Annotated in this window: 17 protein-coding genes and 2 tRNA genes; 5 read left to right on the top strand and 14 right to left on the bottom strand. The window is 60.6% G+C overall.

What is annotated here, in order from left to right; translation table 11 throughout:
• Positions 1 to 224 precede the first annotated feature (224 nt).
• From PZH32_RS05370 to PZH32_RS05340, 7 genes are all read right to left on the bottom strand, one after another.
• Positions 225 to 818: a hypothetical protein gene (locus PZH32_RS05370; protein ID WP_275206695.1), complete on the bottom strand. Its 594-nt coding sequence runs from the start codon at positions 816 to 818 to the stop codon at positions 225 to 227.
• A 227-nt stretch (positions 819 to 1,045) separates the two neighbouring features.
• The gene (locus tag PZH32_RS05365; protein ID WP_275206694.1) at positions 1,046 to 2,713 is read right to left on the bottom strand and encodes a LuxR C-terminal-related transcriptional regulator; all 1,668 of its coding nucleotides are present in this window, start codon (positions 2,711 to 2,713) and stop codon (positions 1,046 to 1,048) included.
• 256 nt (positions 2,714 to 2,969) lie between these two features.
• Complete coding sequence (locus PZH32_RS05360; protein WP_275206693.1) at positions 2,970 to 5,147, bottom strand: heavy metal translocating P-type ATPase; 2,178 nt, start codon at positions 5,145 to 5,147, stop codon at positions 2,970 to 2,972.
• A 40-nt stretch (positions 5,148 to 5,187) separates the two neighbouring features.
• A complete protein-coding gene (locus PZH32_RS05355) occupies positions 5,188 to 5,502 on the bottom strand; it encodes a DUF6110 family protein (protein WP_275206692.1) in 315 nt (104 codons plus the stop codon).
• Between the two features lie 449 nt (positions 5,503 to 5,951).
• Entirely contained in the window at positions 5,952 to 8,411 is a 2,460-nt protein-coding gene (locus PZH32_RS05350) for an FtsX-like permease family protein (protein ID WP_275206690.1), read from the bottom strand.
• 2 nt (positions 8,412 to 8,413) lie between these two features.
• Positions 8,414 to 9,115, bottom strand: a complete 702-nt coding sequence (locus tag PZH32_RS05345; protein WP_275206688.1) for an ABC transporter ATP-binding protein — start codon at positions 9,113 to 9,115, stop codon at positions 8,414 to 8,416.
• A gap of 109 nt (positions 9,116 to 9,224) precedes the next feature.
• Entirely contained in the window at positions 9,225 to 10,898 is a 1,674-nt protein-coding gene (locus tag PZH32_RS05340) for a bifunctional aspartate transaminase/aspartate 4-decarboxylase (protein WP_275206687.1), read from the bottom strand.
• A gap of 179 nt (positions 10,899 to 11,077) precedes the next feature.
• On the opposite strand from PZH32_RS05340, the gene PZH32_RS05335 reads away from it, so the two are divergent.
• The 4 genes from PZH32_RS05335 to PZH32_RS05320 all read left to right on the top strand — a co-directional run bounded on the left by PZH32_RS05335 (position 11,078) and on the right by PZH32_RS05320 (position 14,195).
• Positions 11,078 to 11,153: transfer RNA gene (locus PZH32_RS05335), tRNA-Lys, on the top strand.
• Between the two features lie 58 nt (positions 11,154 to 11,211).
• Positions 11,212 to 11,285, top strand: a tRNA-Gln gene (locus PZH32_RS05330).
• Between the two features lie 306 nt (positions 11,286 to 11,591).
• Complete coding sequence (locus PZH32_RS05325; RefSeq protein ID WP_275206686.1) at positions 11,592 to 12,467, top strand: LysR family transcriptional regulator; 876 nt, start codon at positions 11,592 to 11,594, stop codon at positions 12,465 to 12,467.
• Between the two features lie 96 nt (positions 12,468 to 12,563).
• The gene (locus tag PZH32_RS05320; RefSeq protein WP_275206685.1) at positions 12,564 to 14,195 is read left to right on the top strand and encodes an FAD-dependent oxidoreductase; all 1,632 of its coding nucleotides are present in this window, start codon (positions 12,564 to 12,566) and stop codon (positions 14,193 to 14,195) included.
• Positions 14,196 to 14,299: 104 nt separating this feature from the next.
• Here the strand turns inward: PZH32_RS05320 and PZH32_RS05315 are convergent, their stop codons facing one another.
• The 7 genes from PZH32_RS05315 to PZH32_RS05285 all read right to left on the bottom strand — a co-directional run bounded on the left by PZH32_RS05315 (position 14,300) and on the right by PZH32_RS05285 (position 22,475).
• Positions 14,300 to 15,736 (bottom strand): MFS transporter, encoded by a 1,437-nt coding sequence (locus tag PZH32_RS05315; RefSeq protein WP_275206683.1) that lies wholly within the window; start codon positions 15,734 to 15,736, stop codon positions 14,300 to 14,302.
• The gene (locus PZH32_RS05310) at positions 15,736 to 16,167 is read right to left on the bottom strand and encodes a universal stress protein (protein ID WP_275206682.1); all 432 of its coding nucleotides are present in this window, start codon (positions 16,165 to 16,167) and stop codon (positions 15,736 to 15,738) included. The genes PZH32_RS05315 and PZH32_RS05310 overlap by 1 nt, the downstream gene beginning before the upstream one ends.
• 159 nt (positions 16,168 to 16,326) lie before the next feature.
• Entirely contained in the window at positions 16,327 to 16,929 is a 603-nt protein-coding gene (locus PZH32_RS05305; RefSeq protein ID WP_275206681.1) for an HD domain-containing protein, read from the bottom strand.
• Between the two features lie 164 nt (positions 16,930 to 17,093).
• Positions 17,094 to 18,842, bottom strand: coding sequence for a carbon starvation CstA family protein (locus PZH32_RS05300; protein WP_275206679.1), 1,749 nt, complete (start codon positions 18,840 to 18,842; stop codon positions 17,094 to 17,096).
• A gap of 27 nt (positions 18,843 to 18,869) precedes the next feature.
• Entirely contained in the window at positions 18,870 to 19,529 is a 660-nt protein-coding gene (locus PZH32_RS05295; protein ID WP_275206677.1) for a hypothetical protein, read from the bottom strand.
• 95 nt (positions 19,530 to 19,624) lie between these two features.
• Positions 19,625 to 20,773, bottom strand: a complete 1,149-nt coding sequence (locus tag PZH32_RS05290) for a putative manganese transporter (protein WP_275206675.1) — start codon at positions 20,771 to 20,773, stop codon at positions 19,625 to 19,627.
• Between the two features lie 115 nt (positions 20,774 to 20,888).
• A complete protein-coding gene (locus PZH32_RS05285; protein ID WP_275206674.1) occupies positions 20,889 to 22,475 on the bottom strand; it encodes an FAD-dependent oxidoreductase in 1,587 nt (528 codons plus the stop codon).
• A 185-nt stretch (positions 22,476 to 22,660) separates the two neighbouring features.
• Between PZH32_RS05285 and PZH32_RS05280 the strand changes: the two genes are divergently transcribed.
• Positions 22,661 to 23,635, top strand: a complete 975-nt coding sequence (locus PZH32_RS05280; RefSeq protein ID WP_275206672.1) for a LysR family transcriptional regulator — start codon at positions 22,661 to 22,663, stop codon at positions 23,633 to 23,635.
• Positions 23,636 to 23,684: the final 49 nt, after the last annotated feature.

The raw sequence follows: 23,684 nt of genomic DNA, 5'->3' as shown, positions 1-23,684 counted from the left end.
ATCCCTTCTTCTGATATCGATTGAAATAACGGTTACAGCTAGGTAGTGCTATGGGACATGCTTCGGTGAGCTCGGCCGAAACACAGCCTCTGAAAGGAAGGCGCCAGGCGCCGGGCCTGGAGGGAAACGCTGAGGGGGGCAGCGTTTCCCCGCGGGCGAAGGAAGAGAAGGCCGCGAGCGAAAGGAAGGAGAGGAGGAGGGAAATGCCCGCGGTGCGAATAATGCTAGGAAGCAAGGAGGGAGCGCCCGGCGGCCGTTGTGCGCCACGCGCCGTCCCAAGTGATGGCGCCAGCGGTTTCCAGCGCGTCGATGAAGTACTGAGGGTACACCTTGGTCTTCTCGGTGCCACCCGTTACGGGAAACGTTGCAATAAGAGCCTCAAGGGCCGGAAGGGTCGCACCGGCCTCCGTGTCGCAGGACGACACCACTGAGCGGAATACCTCGTCATACTGAGGACGGCTCTCCAGCAGTTCGGCCACAGTGCGCTCGGGCTCGTAGGCGGTACGCAGGGCGCGCCCCTCGTCGGTCAGCGAAAGACGCACCTCCGCCACGGCGTCGTCGGGCACGCTCTCGTCAAGCTGCATGTCCTCAAGGGTGCCTTCATAGGGCTCGCCGTTCACGAAGGAGCACGCCGCCATATAACCGCCGCGCACCAGCACATCGATAATGGCGCCGGGCGTCTGCGAAAACGAAGGATCCCATGCGGCGGCGGCCGCCGTCTCCAGCGCGGCACGATCCGTGACATCTTCGGCCAGCGCCAGCACGGTCATAACCGGCTTTTTCAGAAGAGGATTGTGTTTAATCAGATCCGTTGTCATGATGCCCCTCGTCTCTCTCGGCAGCGGGAGCCGCTCTCTTCGGCTCGGGCTCGCTGCGTGATCTCTGAGACGATTCTAGGCCGCGGAATTCATGAGAATCATGGTCATAAAATGACGGTTCGGGTCTCAAAAAGCAGGATTTGCGAACCATCAAAAAAGGACTATTGACAACGAAATTCCTTGTCAAATTTATTCTAGATTGAAAATAATATTCTCAACTTAGAATATTATTTTTCGATAAGAGAATTAAGGCGGTCGAGGAGCTCCTGGCGTGTGTGCACATCCAACTTGCCGTAAATGGCACGCAAGTGGGAGCGCACCGTATTCTTCGAAATGAAGAGCGCATCGGCAATCCAGTTGGCCGATCGCCCTTGGGCAAACAGATCCATGATCTCTATCTCACGCAACGACAGGCCGTAGCGCTCCTCGAGCAACCGCTGCCGCGGAGCTGAGGCCTCGGTGCCCTGATCCGGCTCCGGTATGGAGGCAACGGGGCCCTCCGACGAGTCCACCGTTGGGGCCAAGGGCTCCTCGGCTCCAAACGGGTCGGCGCCCACAGGAGCCGCTGCCGCTTCTTTCATGGGGCAGCCCGTACGGCACGAAGCGGGCATCCCGGCCGTCTTCGACACCACCGACACAGCCTCGGTCACAGGAGCAAGCACGATGGATCGAATATCGCGCTCGGTGAAGAGCAGGGTCAGAATGAGCATCACCGCAAATGCCATGACAACCCCCACGGCCATGCGCACCGTCACATCGTCGTACATCGGCGCTACCAAAGCTCCGATGCCCCACCCGGCCGTCGACGCCAGATAATAGGCCGCCTGGCCCAAGGCGAAAGCGCGCACGCTGGAAAAGCCGAAACGGAAAGCCATGAACGCCATAAGGCACGACAGGACGAGCCACAGCGTTTCCTTCCCAATGCTCAGATAAGATATGGGCACGCCGAAGCAGGTGGCCAGCATAAGGGCAATGCCGGCAATCATCAGCACCGTGTAGGCAATGCGCGCGCCTTTGCGGTGCACCGCCATGCGATTCACCAGCCACACCAGGGCCACGCCTGTCAGCCCGATGACGGCTACGATAAGCGATCCCTCCAGCACGTAGCCCTCGGATCCCTGCACGCTCGAGGCAATGCCGCGGGCTACACCGGCCGTCATGGCCACCGCTGCGGCAGCCGCCACCAAACGCCCGTAGAGCACCATCACCGAGCGGTCCACCGAGTGGCCCCGGTCCTCGACGGAAGCGTCATCGTCATAGGGGTCGTGCTTGGGCATGCACAGCAAAAGCGCCGAGAGCAGAGGCAGCAGGGCTACGAAGACCACCCGCCACGATGCGGGAATGCCCTGGCCCACAAAGAACAACAGCGCCGCCACCACCAGCGACATGGCGCCGGCAGTCAAGGAGTCGCTCAGGTTCACCGTACCGTACAAACGGCCCACCTTCAGACAGAGGGCTCCCGTGCACGCGCCCGTCAGCACCGCCGCTACCGTGAAGGGCGCCACGCCGCCCATGGACCCCGAATAGGCCAGGGCCGCCGTGGCCAGGGCCGCTACGACACCGGCAAAGACAACCGGGCCCCGCGAGTCCACCAACACCGTGGCACGGCGCCGAAACACCGCGGCCACCACCATGGTCAGACCGATGGCCAGAGTTGAAATGAGATACATGGACAGCACCAAAGAGGGGCGCGATTCATCGGGAAACGCTCCCACTAAGGTAGTAGAGAAATAGCAGAGCCAGATCCACGCCCACCAGGCGCCCAAACCCAAAAACCGCAGATACGGCCATTGCTCGGCCAAGGGCGACGGCTCCTCGTCGGGCAGTCCCCTTCCTCCCTTGAACATCGGCTGCTCGATCTGATCGACAGCCGTCTCCCCCTCGCGATATGCCATGACATCACACTCCTGATCGTCTCCTCAGCAGTATGGCCACCCCGCCCGTTATCCTCCTCGGTGCGGGCGCGCACTCGGCGCAGTCGATTGCCCCCGCTACAGCATCGACCTGGGCTTAGTGTACGTCTTGCGCCCTCGAACAGCAAGTCCGTCCCCCTCTTCGCCTTCCGTAAACAGCAAAACGCCGCCCGCGACGCATCTCGCAGGCGGCGTTCAAAGTTGCTGAATGCCTAAGGTCCGAAGTGAAGAGGGGTTCCTAGATGGCAGGCTCCTCGCCTTCAAGCACGGCTTCGATCTCGCGATCATGAGCCTCTTCTTGAGCACGGCTCTCACCCTCGCCTACCGGCAGCAATGGCGCGTCGGGCAGATAGGCGCGGGCATTCACGGCCGACAGGCCGATGGTGCCGCCGTTGTGGAAGAAGGCGGACTGCTGGGGCGTGATGATGCCGGCAATGCCCAGGGCCAGCAAGATGCTGTTGTAGCCGATGGTGAAGCGGTAGCCCCGCTTCATGCGGTGGGACAGCACGCGGGACAGACGACGCAGGCGCACAATGCCCTCAAGATCGTTCGAGGTCAGCGCAATGTCGGCCGCCTCACGGGCCACCGCCGAGCCGGCGCTCATGGCAATGGACACGTTCGCGGCGGCCAGGGCCGGCGAGTCGTTCACGCCATCGCCCACCATGCACACGTTGCAGCCCTCGTCCTGGAGCTTGCGAATGAGCTCGTACTTGTCTTCCGGCAAAAGGTCGGCGCGATAATCGTCGATGCCAGCCTCGGCGGCCACGCGACGAGCCGTGCGATCGGCGTCGCCGGTCAGCATAATGATGCGCTTGAAGCCCTCGTCGCGCAGGGCCTGAATAACCTGAGCAGCGTCGGCCTTCAAGGGATCGTCGATGTACAGCACACCGCGCAGCTCGTTATCTACGGCCAGGAACAAGGGCGACGTACCCAGGGCCAAGCTGTGGATGTGCTCCAGCTGCTCGGGCGAGACGGGCACGCCCTCGTCCTCGAGGACGAAGTGCTGGCTGCCGATGACCACGCGCTTGCCGTTGAGCGAGCTGGCAATACCGTGGGCCACCACGTATTCCACCGCCGAATGCAATTCGCGATGCTCAAGACCTTCTTCCAGGGCCTTGTTCACCACCGCGCGGGCCACGGGATGGGGGAAGTGTTCCTCCAGGCAGGCGGCCAGGCGCAGCGCCTCATCGCGCGTGTAGCCGTTATAGGGCTCCACGTGGTACACCTCGGGGGCAGCATCGGTTAAGGTGCCGGTCTTATCGAACACAATGGTGTCGGCCTCTTCGATGGCCTGGAAGTAGCGCGAGCCCTTCACCATGAAGCCGTGCTTGGCGCCCTCGCGCTGAGCGGCCATAACGGCAATGGCGCCGGACATCTTCAAAGCGCAGGAGTAGTCCACCATGAGGCAGGCCGCCGTCTTCATGAGCGAACGGGTGGTAAGCGCCACCACGGCAGCCAGGGCGAAGTTCCAAGGCACCAGCTTGTCGGCGATGTTCTCGACACGCTTCTGCTCGGCGGACTTGGCCGCCTCGGTGTCCTCCATCATGGTCAAGATGGACTGGATCTTGCTTTGGCCCGGATCGCCCGTCACGGTCACGCAGATCTCGCCCTCTTCCACGGCGGTGCCCGCATATACGGTGTCGCCCGCCTGGCGCACCACCGGCAACGGCTCGCCGGTCAGCGACGACTGGTTGACCATGGCCTCGCCGGCCGTCACGGTGCCGTCCACGGGAATGGCGCCGCCGATGCGCACGATGACCTTGTCGCCCTCGTGCAGCTCGGACAGGTCCACTTCCACCTCTTCGCCGTCGCGGCACACCCAGGCCGTGGTGGGAATCTCCAGCAGCGACTGGGCCAGACTCGACTCGGTGCGCTTTTGGGTGAAGTCCTCCATAATCTCGCCGACGTGCAGCAAATACATAGTTTCGCCGGCGTTGTTAGCACCTTGGGTGAATCCGAGGGCAATGGCCGAGGCGTCCAGCACCGGCACATCGAGGCGCCCTTGCCGAAGCGACGCCAAGCCGGCCTTCCAGAAGGGAATGGCGCGCCAGAGCCACCAGATGGTCTTGAAGGGGTTCGGCATGAGAATGCGGATGAGGAACCAAGCCGTGGCGTTGGCAATAGCCGCGTACAGGTTGCGGGCGCGCGGCGCCAACGTGAAGGGGTCGGAGGGCTGCCACGCGGCAAGCTCCTCGTCGGTCAGGGCAGCCATGCGCTCGATTACGGTGTCTCGCGCCTCAACCGTAGGATCGAACTCCACGGCAAAGCTGGCCGCCTTGGGATACGCCGTCGCCTTCGTCACCATGGGCATCTCGAGGAAGACCTCTTCCAGGGCAATGGCGTCGTGCTCGTTCAGGATTTCGTCAAGCTGAAAGCGTAGACGGCCCGGCAGGGAATGTTTGATTACGCAGCGCATGGAAATCGCTTCGTTTCAGCAAGAAGGAAAGGCGCGGGCCTTATTCCTTCTCCTCCACGACGGTTTCCTCGGCCACGGTCACGTCGCCGTCTTCGTCCTCGACTACCGTCTGGCCGATGATAACCTCGTCGGCGTCGCGCTCGGCGTCCTCGACGGTCTTGACGTACTGCGCCTCGGCCATAATGTCGTCGCACTGAGCCTTGGCCTCGTCAACAACGCGCTCCACATAGTCCTTGGCCTGCAGGCCCCAGACCGTGGTACGCACATAGGCGCGATGGGCCGGACGGCTGCATGCCGCCTTGACACCGGCAGTACCCAGCAGGAAACCGCCCAAAACAAGAAGACCAGGATGCATAATGAACCTCCTAAAAACGATGAATGGATTACGCTCTAACGTTTGCATCATAGGCAATAATCGAGAATAATGCCTGACCTTATTTTTGCCTTGTTGGCATTACGTTAAATTGAGCGCATCGAGCAGGGCTTATGTTAACTTATGTTTACTTTCCCTGGCAACAACAAAGTGCTATAGGGTAAACTATAAGAGGATAACAACTTGTTCACGATAGCAAATTCCCCTCGCGGCCAGCGAAAATCACCGTGCTAGCATAACGGGGAATTTCACCGACATCGAAGGAGGATCCCCATGAAGTGGCATCGTTTTTTCGCGTGGACCGGCGCAATCTGCATGGCCCTGGCCGTGTACACCGGCTACAAGCACGCCTAAGCTCCATCCTGCACGGAAAAAAACTCCCGGGCCTGGCAGACACTATCTTGTTTCGCTGCCGAGCCCGGGAGTTTTTTCTACTCCTGCACTTTCAGCGCTAGCGCCAGCGGCACGCGGCGGATGCGCGCCATATGCACGAGGGCCACCGCGCCATAGCAGACAATGCCCACAACGGCCGTCAGCGCAAGCTGCACCGGAGGAATAACTACTTCAAAGTTGCCTGCGTATTCCATGAACACCACTTTCACCAGCAATGCAATGAATGCCACCACCACCGGCAGACAGGCAATCACCGACACTACCACCGTCGTGGTAATTGAGCGCAGGTAGAGGCGATTAACCTCGCCGGGTCGATAACCGAACACCTTGAGATAGGAGATAGAGCGCGCATTGCGATCGATGACCGTCTTAGTAAGCAGATAGATAAGCACCACATAGACAATAGCCGCCAAAATGGTAAGCAGAGAGGTCATCGACCCCATCGAGTTGCGCATCTGATCGACAATCTTCTCCATGGAGCCGGGCGTGAGGTCGCTGACCACGTACAGATCATCAAGAGCAAGAGCCTCGTCGGACACGTAGCCGTTAAAGTACGCGGCGTCATGGCCGAACAGGCGATTAAACGTGGCCAGGCTCATGTACAAGCTCATATTAGAAGCACTGCCGTAAACGCCGTCCACTACCAACTCGTAATCGACATCGTCAAGGATATCTTCAAAGATCCTAGGCTCCCCCAGCGCAATGCCGCATTTTTCCACCAAACCTCGGCCAGCCACCATCCGATCACCCGACACGTCGAGTTTTTTCCAATAGCGCGAACCTTCCGCGATACCGTAGACGGTAACCTCCTCGTTTGCGTCACCCAGGGCGCGAGGGGTCTCGAGCGTCGTTGCCGCAAACTTCTCGGCCTGATCGATAACGGCAGCACTGTTCAGCTCGGAATTGGCAACAACCTCGGCGTCGCCATCGACCCGGGCGGCGTCAGCCATCAGCTCGGCCAAGACCGTCGGATCCATAGCTTCAAGCTCGGCGGGGTCGGTGGTGGCCAAAGTCTCGGCCGCCGCCTGAGCTGCTCGGGCCTCGCCGTCCACATCGATCTCGACCGGCGCTTTCAGCACGTATTGGTGCTCGGCCACCAGGTCGCTTTGCAGATTCTCGGCATAATGCTCGATCACGGGCATCAGGCACAAACCGAACACCAGCAACAGGCTGGCAAAGGCCAAACCCAAGAACAGCGTAACGTAGTTAGAAAAGCTGCAGAGAAACACCCGCAGACGGAAGCGCACGGCAAAGGGCCACCGTTCTGGCAGCGCCACCCCACGGCGACGACTCCTGCGCGTAGTTTCGTGGCGCAGGAACTCAAGGGGCGTGCAGCGCAGCTTCCGCAAAAGCCCCACAAGCGTAATGCCGACGAGCAGCACCACCGGAGCCACGGTGGTAAGGAGAAAGACCTCGGGATTGAAGACCGGCTCATAGGGAGGCAGGCTGTAGGAGTTATAGTACAGATCGCGCATCGGCGCCGACAGCCAGCCATAGCCCGCTGCATTCCCCGCAACCGCCGCGGCCACACCCACAAGGGCAGGGAGCGCCAGGTAATGGAGCACGAGTTCGCGCTTGCGATAGCCCGAGGCAAGCAGCGTGCCGATAATGGCGCTTTCCGCTTCGATGTTGGCGCCGGTAAGCACTACGAACACGAAGGCCATAATGGCCATGAGCAGAAACAGCATGACCTTCCACATAAGCTGGTCGCCCTGCACGTCATCGCCAGCATAGGAGATAGCGTTGTTGGCCTCGGCCGTCGTAAGCGAGAGCACCGCCGTATCATGATCGGCCAGGGTCTGCGCGATGTCCTCTAAAAGGTCGGCCGCCTCGGCATCGGTCATCTCCCGATCGTCAAAATAGGCATAGGTGTAGGTGGGCGCTCCGGAAAGCGCCTCAAAAGCCTCCGGCGTTACCTGGGCAATGGAGAAAGTGAGCGCGTTGAAGACGAAATCCCCGTTGCTTTCAAAGAGCGCCGAATAGTCGGCCAACGTGCAGATGCCGCTCAGAGTAAAGGCAGTCCCGGCCACTTCTACCGTATCCCCCACGGAAAGTCCGGCATGGGCGCAGAAGACGCGATCAAGGGCAATCTCATCAACACGGGCCGGAGCCGCTCCCTCCGCGTAAACAGCCTGGTTGAACGTGCTGCGGTTCTTGAAAACGCGCACCGTGCCCGCGTCGACGGCATGGGGCCCGGCGCCCTCGGGCGGCGTCCAGCGCAACTCCTCGTCGTGGCTGAAGTTCTCCTCGACGTCGACCCCCAGCCCCTCCACCGCGGCCAGAGCTTCACTGCTGGCCTCGAATGCCGTGGTGAACTGACCGTCTTCCACATGATAGGTAGCGGGCATGGCGCCGATCATGCGCTCAATAGAGGAAGCAGCCACCAGAAAACCCGAGACAAAACCGATTGAAACGGCGATGAGCAGGAAGATGCCGGCATAGCGACCCAGATTATGGACAAGCTCGCGCGGCAGTCGGTGAATGAGAGGGCTTGCCATGGCTACCACTCCAAGGTAACAGCAGCTTGGGGCGCCTCGTTGACCGCATCTTCCACCAGCAAGCCATCGTGGAGGCGCAGTACGCGCGTTGCCATACGAGCAATGGCATCATTGTGCGTGACGACAATGATTGTCGTTCCGAAATCGCGGTTGACACGCTCCATAAGATCGAGGATTTCCAACGACGTCTGATAGTCGAGCGCTCCCGTAGGCTCGTCGCACAACAGCAAACGCGGGTTTTTTACCAAGGCGCGACCAATGGCGCAGCGCTGCTGCTGCCCCCCGGAAATCTGACGGGGAAACTTGCGCCGCTGGTCCCACAAGCCCAAAGACCGCAGCAAGTCGTCCAAAGGAAGCGGGCTTTTGCTCAGATGAGCGCATACCTCGATGTTCTCGCGCACGGTAAGATCAGGCACCAGGTTGTAGAACTGAAACACGAAGCCAAGCTGGCGCCGTCGGTACTCCCCCACCTCCCGCGAAGAGAGCGCAGTAATGTCATCCCCATCTACGACAACGGATCCCCCGTCGGCGCGCTCTAGGCCGCCTATCAGGTTCAGGAAGGTCGATTTGCCCGACCCGGACGGACCAAGCAGCACGGCGAAGGCGCCGGCATCCAAATGAGTGGTCAATCCCTTGAGCACCTCGGTGCGCGCATCACCTTCGCCATAGCTCTTGCGAACGCCCCGCACTTCCAAAAACGCCATGAGCGGCCCCTTTGCCCGATGGGCGCCGAAACGTGGGCGCCCATCGTTTCTCGCAATTGTTAAGTATTTCTAACTTTTGCGATTGTAGCAAATTGTTAGCTTCCTGCAACTATTTTCCCTGCTCTTCCTTCCACACGGCGGCGTAGTCAGCCAGCATGGCAGTAATATGGGTGCCAATCTGCTCATAGGCGTCGATGTCCAAATTGGCCAGCGACACGCGCACCGACCAATCGGGAGCGTCGAAGCCGCCGCCGTCCATCACCACAATGCCCGTGTCGTGAGCCAGACGCACCACGATATCGAGCGAGTTGTAGTTCTTCTTGAGCCATGCAGCAAAGTCTTCGCCGTACAGGCGCGTTGCCCACAAGCCCAAATCGATCACCGAGTAGTAGCCGGCGCGCAGAGGGTCGGGCTCCAAGTTGAAGCCGAGGCTCTTCCACAGGCACAGCAGGCGATCGCTGACCAGCTGCTGCATTTGCGTGCGGTACAAGCCGTCTTTATCCATGAGCTCCTGCAGGGCGAACAGCGACATCTGCACCTGCTGCGGTGTGCCCAGCCCCGCCGTGCCGTTAAGGGCCACCAGACGCGAGTCGGCCACCATGCGGTCGATGAAGCGAACCTTCGCAATGTCGTCGGTAAGCGACTGGTAGCGTCCTACCAGGATCTGCTTCTTATCCTCGGGCAGCTGGTCAATAAGCTCATCGAACAGGTTATCGTGGGCCATGGCAATGGTGGCCAGGCGCCAGCCGGTGGCCCCGAAGTACTTCGAGAAGGAATAGACGCATGCCGTATTGCGCGGCAGGTCGGCGAACACCGACCGATAGTGGGGCACGAAGGTGCCGTACACGTCGTCGGTGATGATGAGCAGATTCGGATTGCGCTTCGTAACTATGTCGACCAGCTTCTGGCGCGAATGCTCATCCATGGCGTAGGACGGCGGGTTCGAGGGGTTCACCAGACACAGCAGCTTGATGGAGGGGTCGGCCAGCTTCTCCAGCTCCTCATCAGGGTACTGCCAAGCGTGCAAGCCATCGTCAGTGCGAGTGGAGGCGTTGATGTTCACCACGTCCAAATCGTAGTCGTTGAGATGGGGAATCTCCAAATACGGCGTGAAGATAGGCGTCATAAGCGCCATGCGGTCGCCGGGATTGACCAGGAAATTGCACTTCAGGCTGTAGAACAGGTAGCACATGGCCGCCGTGCCGCCTTCGGTGGCGAACAAGTCCACCGGCTGGGAGGGTGCCCGGCCATCGCATACCGCGCCCACCAGATAACGGTTCACGATGGCCTCAGTGTGAGCCAGAATGCGGTCGGGCATAGGATACTCGCAGCCCGCGATGCCCTGGGACCACTCCTGCACCAGGGAATCGGCATCGAACCCCTCCCCCACCAAGTAGTCATAGCCTTGTTGGAGGAACTCCGCGCCCGGCTCGCCGTCGTGCGCCTTCAGAAACGCCACAAAGCGCTGGGCGCAACCCTGCTGTTGGGGCAGGCCGGCCACGCCCAAAGGCAAGTTCATGGATCGACGCGCCTCCTCAAGGGCAAAGGACCCCAACAGGAAGAACGCCTCACGCGGACGGGTGGCAATCCAATTGGGATTGCCACGGCCGGCGTTGAGCAAGGTGCGGGTCGATTGCTTATCGCCCTCCTTGGCATAGGCCACGAGAAGGTTCTTCACCTCGAAGGGCGACATGCCGGCAACGGACTGCTCGAAGGCACGCTCATCATTGGAAGCAATGGCCGCCTCGATAGCGGCTGCGTTATCAGAAGTTGACTGAGCCATAGGGACTCCCCTTTCTATGGGTTTTCCCTGATAGTAGGCTACCGACCGCCCTGTTGAGCAGCGGAGCAATCCCCTTGTCACGCACTCGTTGGCCGCGTGATGGAAAGCAACCGCTCGAAAAAGCCTCATTGACCCCGAACCCGCCGAGCGGTAGACTATACGCTTGCGTGAAGCAACGTGGGCCTTTAGCTCAGTCGGTAGAGCAGGGGACTTTTAATCCCAAGGTCGCGGGTTCGATCCCCGCAGGGCCCACCACTTTTCGCAGCGCACCCTATGGGCGCGCACCTTGCCCCTCGGGGCACCGATACGGCACTGGGGTATCGTCCAACGGCAGGACTCTGGTTTTTGGTACCAGCTACCTAGGTTCGAATCCTAGTACCCCAGCCATTTTTGTTTGTCTTTCTGCTCCACCCAGCTTTCTTGAGCGTATGAGGTGGGGATTCGAACCGTGAGGTAAAAATGCGTTAAGAAAACAGCCCAGTGGGCTGTTTTTAGCATTTTGCCCGCCGCGCTTGCGCAAGGGCTATGAGCGTTTGCGCAGCAAACGCGGGAATCCTAGTACCCCAGCCATTACTTTCCCACCCGCCTCTCGGCGGGTTTTCTTTTTCCCAGCATTCACCTCGCCGCCGCCCGGACGCTTCCGACCACGCTATAATGCCCGCAATCGCGCTTTTGTCAGCGGAAGGAATCCAGATGCGCACTTCCCAGCTTGAGTACTTTTTGACCGTTGCCGACGCACGCAGTTTCACCAAGGCAGCAGAAACCTGCCATGTAGCCCAACCGGCCATCAGCCAGCAGATCCAAGCTCTCGAGAAGGAGCTCGGCTTCACGCTTTTCCACCGCACCACCAAAGGCGTCAGCCTGACCGCCGCCGGGCAGCAGTATTACCGCGACGTGGCAGGTGTGCTCGACACCCTGCGCCGCGCCGATCAACATGCATCCGCCATCGCCCATGGGCAGATGGGCACCCTCGATATCGGCGTGGCCAGCTCAGGTCAAACCGGTCTGCTGCAGATAATCAACCGCTTCTCGTCCCTCTATCCCGAAGTGCGCATTGGCCTGCATCGCGCACTCTCGCGTATCCAGGGAGACCAACTGCGCCAGGGAGTGTTCGATCTCCTCCCCTCTCCCCTTTGCGCCTTCGACGCAACAGATGACTTGGCCACTGCCTGCGCTGCCCGCGAACCGCTGCGTATCATCATGAGCGAATCGCACCCTTTGGCAGCACGCCGTGGGCTTACCGTGGAAGACCTGCTCCCCTATCCTCATATCGTTGCCGACGTCGCCACCGACGACCTCGCACTTCAAACCTATCCCCATCTTGCCTCGTTTCCCGACACCGTGCTTTTGCGCGCCGAGGATCAAGGCATCGCCTGGATGATGATGGCATTGGGGCTCGGCATCGAAGCAGTGCCCGAATCGGTCATCGCATCCCTGGAAGCTGGCTACACCGTGCGTGAGGTGCGCGGCTACCACGCCTCCCTGGAAATCGGATGGGTACATCTTGAGAGCAACGACAATCCAGCTCTACAAAAGTTCTTGAACTTCATTAACGATCAGGGTTTATAACCATCTCTTATAGCATTCCAGCAAAGGGATATTTCACAAGGAGCCTCTTCGGCTCCTAAACTGGGGCCGTCCGAGGAACGGGAGAAGGAGGACCCCATGGATATCGTGAATGCATCCCCGAAGCTGACTCGCCGCAACTTTCTGGCAGGAGCTGCCGTCGGCCTGTTCGGCATGGCAGGAGCAGCGAGCCTGGCCGGCTGCGCCCCGGCACCCCAAGCGGCCGACACCACCGATCTGGCCGACACCGGTGCGGCCAGCCTAAAAGAGCCCACCGAGACACGCGAGGCCGACATCGTCATCGTAGGCTCTGGCGCCGCAGGCTGTTTTGCCGCCTATGAAGCCGCTCAGGCGGGCGTCGGCAAGGTTATGATCGTCACCAAAAGCGGCACCGCCACCGATTCCAATTTCAACGAGATCACAGGAACTAGTTCCGTAGAGACCACACTCCTTAAGGAAGCCGGCGAAACGTTCACAGTGGATCAGATGTACGAGCACATGATGAACTACGCCCATTGGACCGTCAACGCTCGCCTGCTGCGCCAGTGCGTCAGCCTTTTGCCCAGCAACATCGACATCTTTGACGAGATGGGCGTTGAGACCATGGTTCTGGGCGACCGCTACAATTTCGGCTTCCTCAATGTGCACGGATTTACAGGCAAAAACAAGGGCGAGAACTTCGAGGCTGGCTTGACTGCCCTGGGTGTGGAATTCCTGTACGACGCCCCTGTCACGCACATCCTCATGGAGGACGGCAAGGCCGTTGGCGTGCAGTGCGAATGCGGCCGTGACGTCATTAACGTGAACGCCAAAGCTATCCTGGTATGCACGGGCGGTTACTTGGCAAACGAAGAGAAGGTGCGCGAAGAATACGGCGGAACGTTCGTGGTGAATATGGGATCGCTTAAGAACACAGGCGACGGCGAGCGCATGGTTCTCGAAGCTGGCGGCGTGGCCGATCGCATTCGCGGCATGGGCATGAACGACATCTACGGCATGAATGTTAAAAGCACCATTTCCGTTTTCGAGGCCAACCCCTTCATGCAGTTGGCGTTCTATGGCGGTCTGCTTACCGACCCGAAGGGCAACCGCTTCATGAACGAGTACATGCTGGCCCAGGAGCCCATGAACGGCGGCGGCGAGGCCACGCTTCACGAGAAATGCTACTACGCTATTTTCAGCGAGAACACGGTAAATGCCATGAAGGAGAGCCCCTATTATCAGAATATCGGTAGCCCCGCCGTGTGGACGTCGGCGGCCACCATGTTCAACGCTCCCCTTGCCGACTTTGATGCCAACCTAGCCGCCGCTCAGGAAGAAGGCTGGTGCTTCAAGGCTGCCAGCATCACCGAGCTGGCCGAGCTGACAGGGCTCGTGAATCTAGAGGAAACTGTCAAAGAGTACGATGAGGCGGTAGCCGCTGGGGCCGACCCGCTATTCCTTAAGAACCCCGCGTTCCTTCAGCCCATCGAGGACGACTCTGCCGCCTACTATGCCTTCGAGTACAACCCCAGCGCCTTCAACACCTTCGGCGGTCCGCGTACCGATGAGACCTGCTGCGCTCTCGACGCCGACTCCAATCCCATCCCTGGTCTTTACGTGGCCGGTGTTGAGAACGGCAGCCTGTTCTGCTCGCCTTACTATGCCGTCGGCGGATCGTGCTCGGGACTATCCCTTGCCTCTGGTCGCGTGGCCGCTCGCGCTATGGCGAACTACATCCAGACGGCCTAACAGGCGAGGGGCTCAATCGCAAGCCTCATCCTTACTGCCTCCCCTCACGAACAACGGCCCGCACTGCGGGCCGTTGTTCGTTTCTTCCTCTATGGAGCTTGCACTTACCGCACGCCCTTCTCGGTTTTCGCCACCACCAAGAACAGGAGGAGCGCCACCATGCCCACGCCGGCCATGCACAGGTACAGAGCCTGGTAACCGATAAGCGGCACAATAAGGCCCAGCAAAATGGGGCCGATGCCCACGCCCACGTCAAGAAGCATGTAGAAGGTGGCGTTGGCCACCGACAGGCGCGCGTCGGAGGAAACCCGCACCGCCATGGCCAGCCCACAGGACTGAACCGTGCCCACGCCAAAGCCGAGCAGCAGGGCCGACCCCAACAGCATCCAATCGTTGGCGGCGCAGGAAAGCAGCACCATGCCGGCAGCAAACGAGATAAACGCCGGCACCATTACCGGATGCGGACCCTTGCGATCAAAGGCGCGACCCGTGAAGGGACGCGTCACGAACATGGCCAGAGCGTACACCACGAAGAAGACGCTAGCCGCCGTGCTCAGCCCAATTTGAGAGGCGTAGGGAGTCAAAAACGTCAGCAAGCTGGAATAGCCAAAGAACAGCAGGCCGCCCACTACAGAAATGGGCAACACACCGCCCTCGATAAAGCGAGAGAGCGGCGAGTGAGCCACCTTGTCGGTGATGACTTCTTCCAGATGCGTCGACGGCACGCGAGAACAGGCCGGACAATGCTCGTCATTGCCGGCGCAAACGGGACAGGGCTCATTGGCAACTTGAGCCTCTTCGCTCGCTGCTTCCCCCTCCTCACGCTGCGTCTCCTCGGGCGCATCGGCCACAGCTCCAGCCGTGGCGTCGACGGCGGCACGCAGCTCATCCTCGGTGCGCGCAGCAGATCCTTTTACGCGCGTCTCCCGTGGCGGCCTCAGCAGAATGGCGCAAGGAACGGCCAGCGCAACCAAAACGCACGCCACGGCAAACAACGTGTCATAGCCAAAGGTGTTCGACAGGAAGATACCGGCAAAAGGACCAATGGCGCTTCCCAAGGTGATGGACAGCATGAAGTAGCCAATGCCTTCTCCTTTGCGGGAGGAGGGAACGATGCTGGTCACCACGGTGGCAATGGCCGTCGAACACACACCGTAGGCGAAGCCGTGCACCAGACGCACGCCAATGAGCGCTCCCAAGGGCTCATTGAGCAGGTACAACGCCGTCAGGGCCACGTCGGCCACGGCAGCCACCACCAACAGCGCCATGCGGCCGAACCGATCCATCAAAGGAGCCGCCGCGAAACGGGAGACCAACGTGCCCACGATGAAGGCGCTGGCACAAAAGGCAGCCGCCGCCGGGGGCGCTTGATACACATTGAGCGCATAGGCGGTCATGACCACCATGAGCATGAAGTAGTTCCCCGCAAGGAAGAAGTTGAGCAACGTTCCGAGAATGAAGTTCTTCGTCCACAGCGGCTCGGGCGCGGGCGAAGCCGCCCGCGACGCCGGAGTCGCGGGCACCGATGGGGCAGAAGCCATTAGCGCTGATCGCCTTCTTTCGCGATAAGCACGGTCATGGGTGACTCTTTGGTAACCGCATAGCTGACCGACCCGAGGAAGCCCTTCACGCCGCCCTGGCCGCGGCTGCCCATAATGATGAGGTCGCAGTCCTCGTCCTTGGCGCAGTTCACAATAAGGTCGGCCGGCGAGGTGCCCTTGAGCACCTTTACCTCGGTGGGGTTGACCAGGCTGTCGGCAATCTCTTCCAGCTCGCGGCGAATAGCCATGGCGTCGTCCACCATAACGGTATCGGCACCAGCCGCGGCCGCGCCCGAGGAGAACAGGCGCATGACATGCACCAGCACCACCTCCAACGCCGGATTCTGGTCGGCGATTTCCTTCATGACCTCAAGAGCCTTGTGCGACGGAGCAGAACCGTCGTAGGCCACCAGCGCTTTACGACACCACACGGGGACAACCTTTCTGTCGAATAATCTATCAGGAGAACTATCAAGTTCGCTCCCATTGTAGCCCTCCCTTCCCTAGAATGAGTCGCTGACTCCATGCTGTAAACAATAAGAGGCTCCCTCGGGGAGCCTCTTGGACGACGAAGGTGGCTAGGGAGAGCCTTACGCTTCCGGCTGGAACGTGTCCCGGTCGGGGGCGAAGGACTGCATGGCTTCGATGGTGCGGGCGAACAGCTCGTCCATCTCCCAGCCGAGCATCTCGGCGCCGCTGGCAATAACCTCGCGGCTCACGCCGGCGGCAAAGCGCTTGTCCTTGTACTTCTTCTTAAGCGACTTCACGTTGAAGTCCATGACCGACTTGCTGGGTCGCATGACAATAGCCGCACCGATGAGGCCCGTCAACTCCTCGGTGGCGAAGAGGATCTTCTCCATCTGCAGCTCCGGCTTGGGCAGCTCGGGGTTGAAGTCGGACGTGTGCGACTGGATGGCGCGAATGAGCTCGGGCGTACCGCCGGCCTCCTCGATGAGCGGTGCCGCGTAGATGGTGTGCAGCTCGGGCTCGTCGTCGTGCTCCTCCCAGTCCAGGTCGTGCAGCAAGCCCACAATGCCCCAGAACTCCTCGTTTTCCGGGTCGTACTCGCGGGCGAAGTAGCGCATGGTCTGCTCCACTGTTTCGCCGTGCTCGATATGGAACGGATCCTTGTTGTGGGCCGCCAGCAGCTCGAAAGCCGCCTCGCGGGACATGCCGGCATTCAACTCAGCCATAGTTCTCCTCTCTTAGCTGCGCCCCCTCGGCGCGCTTTCCCTCGTTTTCGTTTGAAAACACTATAGCGAGATTCCGCCCCACACGCGATGGAGTTTTCTCTAGAAAACGAAAGAGGCCGTTGGGGCATTTCCCAACGGCCTCGTATGCAGCATCGAAAAGCGCTTTACGCCTGCGCTTGTTCTTTCTTGCCGAAGATGGTCTTGCAGCCCTTCACGGCCAGAATCACCGCGAACACCATAAGCAGCAGCGCGATGATCAGCTGCAGCACCGTGGCGGCGTCCACCGTGCCGGCGGCCAAAAGGCCGAACTTCGTGTACACCGTAATGGCCAGCGAGCACAGCGTCACTACCATCATGAACACCATGGGGAAGTAGAACATCTTGTTGTTCTTACCAGCGTTGCCCAGCCAGGCGCACACGGCCAGCAGGCCCAAGGCCGCCAGCAGCTGGTTGGCAGCGCCGAACAGCGGCCACACCAGCTGGTAGCCCGTCAGGCCCAGGCCCACGCCAAGGATCACCGTAATGATGGTGGCCACCCACGGATTCGTGAGCACGGCGCGCCAACCGGTCAGCGAGTTCATTTCCACCCCGTGGGGCGTGAACAACTCCTGGAACATGTAGCGAGCCAGACGAGTGGCTGTGTCAAGCGAGGTCAGGCAGAACACCGACACCGCCAGCACCAGCAGCGCGTAGGCCACCGACTCGGCGCCGGCCAGACCTGGCACGCAGGCGAGCATCTGGGACAGACCGGCAGCGAACACCTGAGTAGGCGACGCGTAGGTGCCGTCCATATAGCCCGTGAACACGAAGGCCACGGCGCACAGCGAGATAACGGCCACCAGGCACTCCAACAGCATGCCGCCATAGGCGATGGGCTGAGCCTCGGCCTCGCGGTCAAGCTGCTTAGAAGTGGTGCCCGAAGCCACCAGGCTATGGAAGCCAGAAATGGCGCCGCAGGCAATGGTGATGAACAGCGCCGGGAACAGGAAGCCCGAAGCGGCCACCTTCGATTCGCCGGCCACGGCGGTGAATCCCGTGAAGGCGGGGATTTCCAGCGATACGGCATCGCCCGTGAACCCAGCACCGATAATGCCGATAAGCGCCAGGGCGATCATGCCGTAGAGCAGGTAGCTGGACAGGTAGTCGCGCGGCTGGAGCAGAATCCACACCGGCGCCACCGAAGCCACCAGGATGTACAGACCCACCAGCACCATCCACGCCGTGTTGTCCAGCGCAATAAGCGGAAGATTGTAGCCGACGGCCACTACGGCCACAATGATAATGATGGCGGAGATGATGTTCGCCGCCGTGGGAATCTTGCGGCCGCGCGTCGCGAAGCCGTAGATAACGGCCACCAGAATGAAGAGCACCGAGATCATGGCCGTGCGCATGTTGGCCAGATTACCCACCTCGGCCGTAGCAGCATTTTCTGCCGTCACGGGCACTACCGCAAACGTGCTGGCCACAATGGAGGCAAATGCCGCCACCACCAAGATCAGCGTCAGATAGGCGAAAATGCAGAACAGCTTCTTGGCCGTGTCGTCGATATTGTGCTCGATAACCGTGGCGAGGGTCTGCCCCTTGTGGCGAATAGAGGCGAACAGGGCGCCGAAGTCATGCATGGCGCCGAAGAAAATACCGCCGATGAGCACCCACAGCAAGACGGGCACCCACCCGAAAATAGCCGCCTGAATGGGGCCGTTGATAGGGCCGGCGCCGGCAATGGACGAGAAATGGTGACCGAGCACCACATAGGGCGCTGCGGGCACGTAGTCCACGCCATCCTCCAGTTCATGGGCCGGGGTGGGGCGGTTGGGCTCAATACCCCATTGCTTGGCCAACCAGCCGCCGTAGAACACGTAGCCGCACACCAGCACGACAATGGCGATCAGCAAAACGATCAACGCGTTCATTGCTTACCTTCCTTTCTTCTCCGTTTTTCACCGCGAAGAAGCCCTGGCGGCCGACGCCTCCGCCACGGCCTCGTCCTGCTCGGAAGAAGCGGTACTAAGCACCGTCGCCACCGCGGTGCTCTCCCCTTTCTCCCGGACGGACGCACCGCCGGCAAACGCGTTCGCCGCTAAGGTTTCCCTCAGCGGTTTTCCCTGAGTGTTGGTGTCGATTTCCCCTCGTCCCAAATCGACGACGGCCACGCGCAGATCAACCCATCCACGCAGGCCGAATAAGAAGTTCTTGCGAAAATGCGCCTTACGTACCGAGCGCACCACCCCATCATCGACCTTATCGGCCACCACGACGAGGGAAAGATACGAGCTCATATGAGCAGGCTCGAGGGTCACCTTGGCCAGCGCCTCGGTAGTCATAAAGGACAGCAGGTCCTGCCATGTCGCCTCATCCAGGTGGGGCGTTTCGCAAAAGAACAGATACTCATGAGAGGATGCCTCCCACAGCTTCGCACGCTTTACCAACACGTACTGGGAGGCCGTTGAATGGAATTCGGCATAGCCGGGAAAAGCACGTCCAGCGAACTGATGATTGCGCTGAACATCAAACCACGCCTCGTGCGCAGCCAGCAGACGCTCGATGACCCGTCTTCGGTCCTCCACGTCCCCTTCGCCTTCTTCCCTAATACTACCCATCAACTCGACTTTGACAGCATAGTACCACCTGGGGAAATGCACAAGATAAAATTTTGACGACCCGTCGGTGGGGCTACCGCAAGGAGCGCCCAGATCTAGAAAACAACACCTAAACCGTTGCAGATAAGACCCCAGAACACACCCGTGCCATAGAGGACCACAATGATGGCCACGTTCTGCTTCCAGTGACGGTTCGCGCGCGCCAGCACCAGCAAACCCACGCCGGCCGATACCAGCAAACCCGCGAGCATGGCCCCGGCCCCCAGCACGCCGTCGACGTACAACTGGGCGATAACCACGCTGGCGGCGCAATTCGGGATGAGGCCCACCAAGGCCGTGGCGAACACCGAGAAGTTGGGGTTGTCGCCGAGGAACTGGGCGATAGCATCCTCGCCCACCGTTTCGAGCACAATGTTCAGAGCGATGGTGATGATGAAGATGAAGAGCGTTACCTGCACCGTGTGCACCAGGGCGCTTTTCACGATGCCCTTCCATCCGGCATCGTGGGAGTGGTCGTGGTGGCAGCAGGCGACGGCGTCGTGAGAGCCGTCATGGTCGTGGGCGTGGTCGTGGTCGCTGCAGTCGTGCGCGTGCGTTTCGTGGTCATGGGCGCATTCGCAGGCCTCATGGCCTTCATGACGGTGAACCTTGGATCCACTGGCCAAATCGCCCAACAGGCCTTCGGGCTCGGTGGCGGCGGCCAGCTGCGCGTCATCGTAGTGCTGATAAGCCAGCTCAGGGTTCTCCTCGCAGGCCTCGCAATCGTGGTTGCAGCCGCACTTGTCCTGCTCGCACAGTTCGTGAATACGCAGCTTGTCCTTGTCGCGACGCGCCAGACGCAGCACCGCGTCCACAATGAAACCCATGACCATGCCGATAACCACCTTCGCGCCCATAATGGACAAGATGGTGTTGCCCGGCACTTGCTCGGCCAGGAAAATGGGCAGCATCTCATCGGAAGTGGAAAGGAACACGGCGAACAGCGTGCCCAAGGTGATGACGCGACCGGCCCACAGCGTGGCCGCCACGGCCGAGAACCCGCACTGAGGCACCACGCCCAAAAGAGCGCCCACGATAGGACCCGCAGCCCCGGCATGACGGATGGCATTCTGGGTTTTGGCGCCCGTCTTGTGCTCAAGCCACTCCATGGCCAGGTAGGTGACAAACAGAAACGGGATAAGATAGAGCGTGTCCTCCAGGGAATGCTCCATGACATGTTCGGCAATATGTGCGATTTCTTCCATAGGAAGAATAATAGCGGTTTCCCCTTATCCCTTCGGCAACCTTTTCCCGACGGTCGTCCAACAGCGAAGGGCGGTCCGAAGACCGCCCTTGAGGGAGGGAACAGGAAAGGGGCGGCTAGAGCGATGCCACCTGGCGCGCCGCCTCGCGGCCGGAGTAGCAGCAGTAGGCATTCATACCGCCCGACACCTGGTAGCAGTAGGTCTCCTTGTAGAGCATGCACGAAGCACTACCGGAGCTGTAAAGTCCTTCGATAGGCGCACCCGCTTCGTCGAGCACCCTCATCTGACGATCGATGTCGATGCCGCCCATCGTAGCGAAGATGCACAGCGTGGGACGTACGGCGTAGTAAGGGCCTTCGGCGAACGACTGCAGGTATTCCGGGCTCTTACCGTAGTCCACGTCTTTGCCCTCCTGGCAGCATTCGTTGTAGCGCTCAATAGTTGCCGACAGTACGGCCGGGTCCGCGCCCATGGCCGCGGCAAGCTCCTCGATGGTCTCGCCTTTGTACACGCCGCTCTCGCCGGAGGCAGCGGCCTGCTCGAGCTGGTCGCGCATACCCTCCAGCTTATCGCCGGCCTTCACGGCCGCCACACCGCAATAGCATCCCTCTTGTTCCATGCGGTCGATGAGGGCACCATTGACGAGACAGAACGTCTCTCCCTGGCTTTCCCAGGCATTCGTGGCCAAGGCAAAGAACTTCTTGATATACAAATCCTCGGGCATGAAACGCTCGCCCCGAGCATTGACGAACACCGCTGTAGGCTGCAGCGTCGATCCGACCACCAGGGCATCGGTGGGGGCAAAACCCGTCGCGCTGAAAACGTTCATCAGGCTCACCGGCGTCTCACGCGCTCCCGCCTCAGTGGCCATCACCAGACCGTCTCCCACATTGTTGATGGGGAACAGCGACATAGCACCCTCGAGATCCCATCCGGTCTTCTCGGCGAGCAGCTCAAGATTGTTCGCCAAGCCGCCGCACGAAAGAAGGACCGCCTTCGCATCTACCTCCAAAATACCGTTCTCGCCCTGCGCATACAAACCGGTAACGGCATTGCCGTTTTTGATAAGGGCCACGGCCGGCGTGCTCATGCGAACATCGACCCCGGCATCAGCCACGGCTTGACCCAGCGCCTGACCGGAAATGGCCCCGGTTTCCCCTTCCCACCAGTGGAAGGTGTCGTGAGAGCTCTGGCCCAGATAGTTGTCGATGTTCTGGAACGTGGCACCGTGATCCACCAGCCAATCGATGTCCTCGCCGGCCGCATCGATGACGTCGCGCCACAAGAGCGAGTTGGTGCGCCAATTGGTGTACTCCAGCTCGGTCTCGATAAGCTCCCATTGGGTTGGCATGGAGAGGTTCGCCTCGCGCTGCAGCTTCGAATCGACGCCGAAAATACCCTCGGTGCCGGCCATGGTGCCCGACAGCACGGCCTCCTTCTCCAGAAGCACCACGCTCAGGCCCTGCTCGGCCGCCTCAAGGCTGGCAGACAGACCCGAAATACCTGCCCCCACTACCACCAAATCGCAGCTGATCGTCTCATCCGGCGTGTAGGTGGTGGGGGCAGACGCCTCTGTCGCTCCCTCGGCAGCCGCGCCCTCGCCGCTTTGCGCCGGTGCTGGCGAAGAGCAGCCTCCCAGCACCAGAGCGGCTCCCGCAGCCAGCGATCCACCCAACAGCGCTCGTCGTGTAATGTTCCCCATGATGTCCTCCTTGGTCGGTACTATCCGTGTCTTTATTATGGACAGCCCCGCCAAAATGCGCCCTCCCGCCTTCGTTCTTCGCGCCATGACGTCTTGCTGCGCTGGCACCCTCAAAGCGGTATACTGGCTATGCAAATCTGCATAGCCCTCTGTGAAACAGGATCGGGCAGCCAGGGGAGGCCTCAATGTTGTACGACTATTTAGCTGAGTTCGTGGAAGTATGCCGCGCTGGCAGCATGAGCCGCGCTGCCCTGAGCTTGTCGCTCTCGCAGCCCGCCCTCAGCCGCCACATGCACGCCCTTGAGCAAGACCTGGGCATTCCTCTTCTGCAGCGAACGGAGCATGGCTGTTTCCCAACCGCCCTGGGAGAAGCAGTACTCGACCGCGCCACCGACATCATCGAGACGGCCGACGCCATCCGACATCTTGCCCAAGACGCCCAGAGCGCAAAACCCCTCGACGGAGCCGCTCAGCGACCGCTTGTTTTCTGCGGCGACATTGCCACCGCCTCCATTCCCGGCGCCATTCGCGCGGCCCTGGCCGCCCTCGGTCAAGGACGGACCAAAGTTGCATTTCGGGGCGCTCAGGCAATCCAAGACGCCACCCTTGAGGAGCTGCTGTTCGGCGGCGAGGCGCGCAACGGCTCCCCTGCCGATGCCGTCCTGCTCTTCCAGGCTGACAAGCGCCTCGAAACCGACGATGCGCGCATCGTGGTGGAAAGCGTCTGGAAGGAGCCCTTTTACCTTGCCGTTAAGCCCGACCATCCTCTTGCCAGCGTCCCCAGCGTGTCCATGGACTCGCTCGAGGGGCAGGTGTTCGTCTTCCCGCGCGGCGATTTTCTCAACTCCTACACCGGCTGGGAGGAATTCAAGCGTCTCTGCAACCTCCACGGCTTTACGCCCCGTTCGGTAAGCAAGCCGTTTCAAGACGAGGGCGATGTGTACTCCTGGGACATCACCCATGAAGTGTGCCCCATTAATCGCAACACGCCTATTGCGCCGGCGTTTTTCGAGGGGGATTTTACCTGCGTGCCCGTGCGAGACGAGTACTACCCACACCTTGCCATCGCCTACCGTGCCGACGACGACCTTATAGCGCAGCTGGCCAAGGAGCTGCGGCGGCGCAACCGCCAGATAAGACCCGCCGCGCCGTGTGCCTAGCCAGTCAGCTCGGGATTTCGCATAGGGCAAACTGACGCGCCGAGTCCGA

Source organism: Adlercreutzia equolifaciens (assembly GCF_029076695.1).
GTDB lineage: Bacteria > Actinomycetota > Coriobacteriia > Coriobacteriales > Eggerthellaceae > Adlercreutzia > Adlercreutzia equolifaciens_A.
This window is presented reverse-complemented; position numbering and strand designations above follow the sequence as displayed.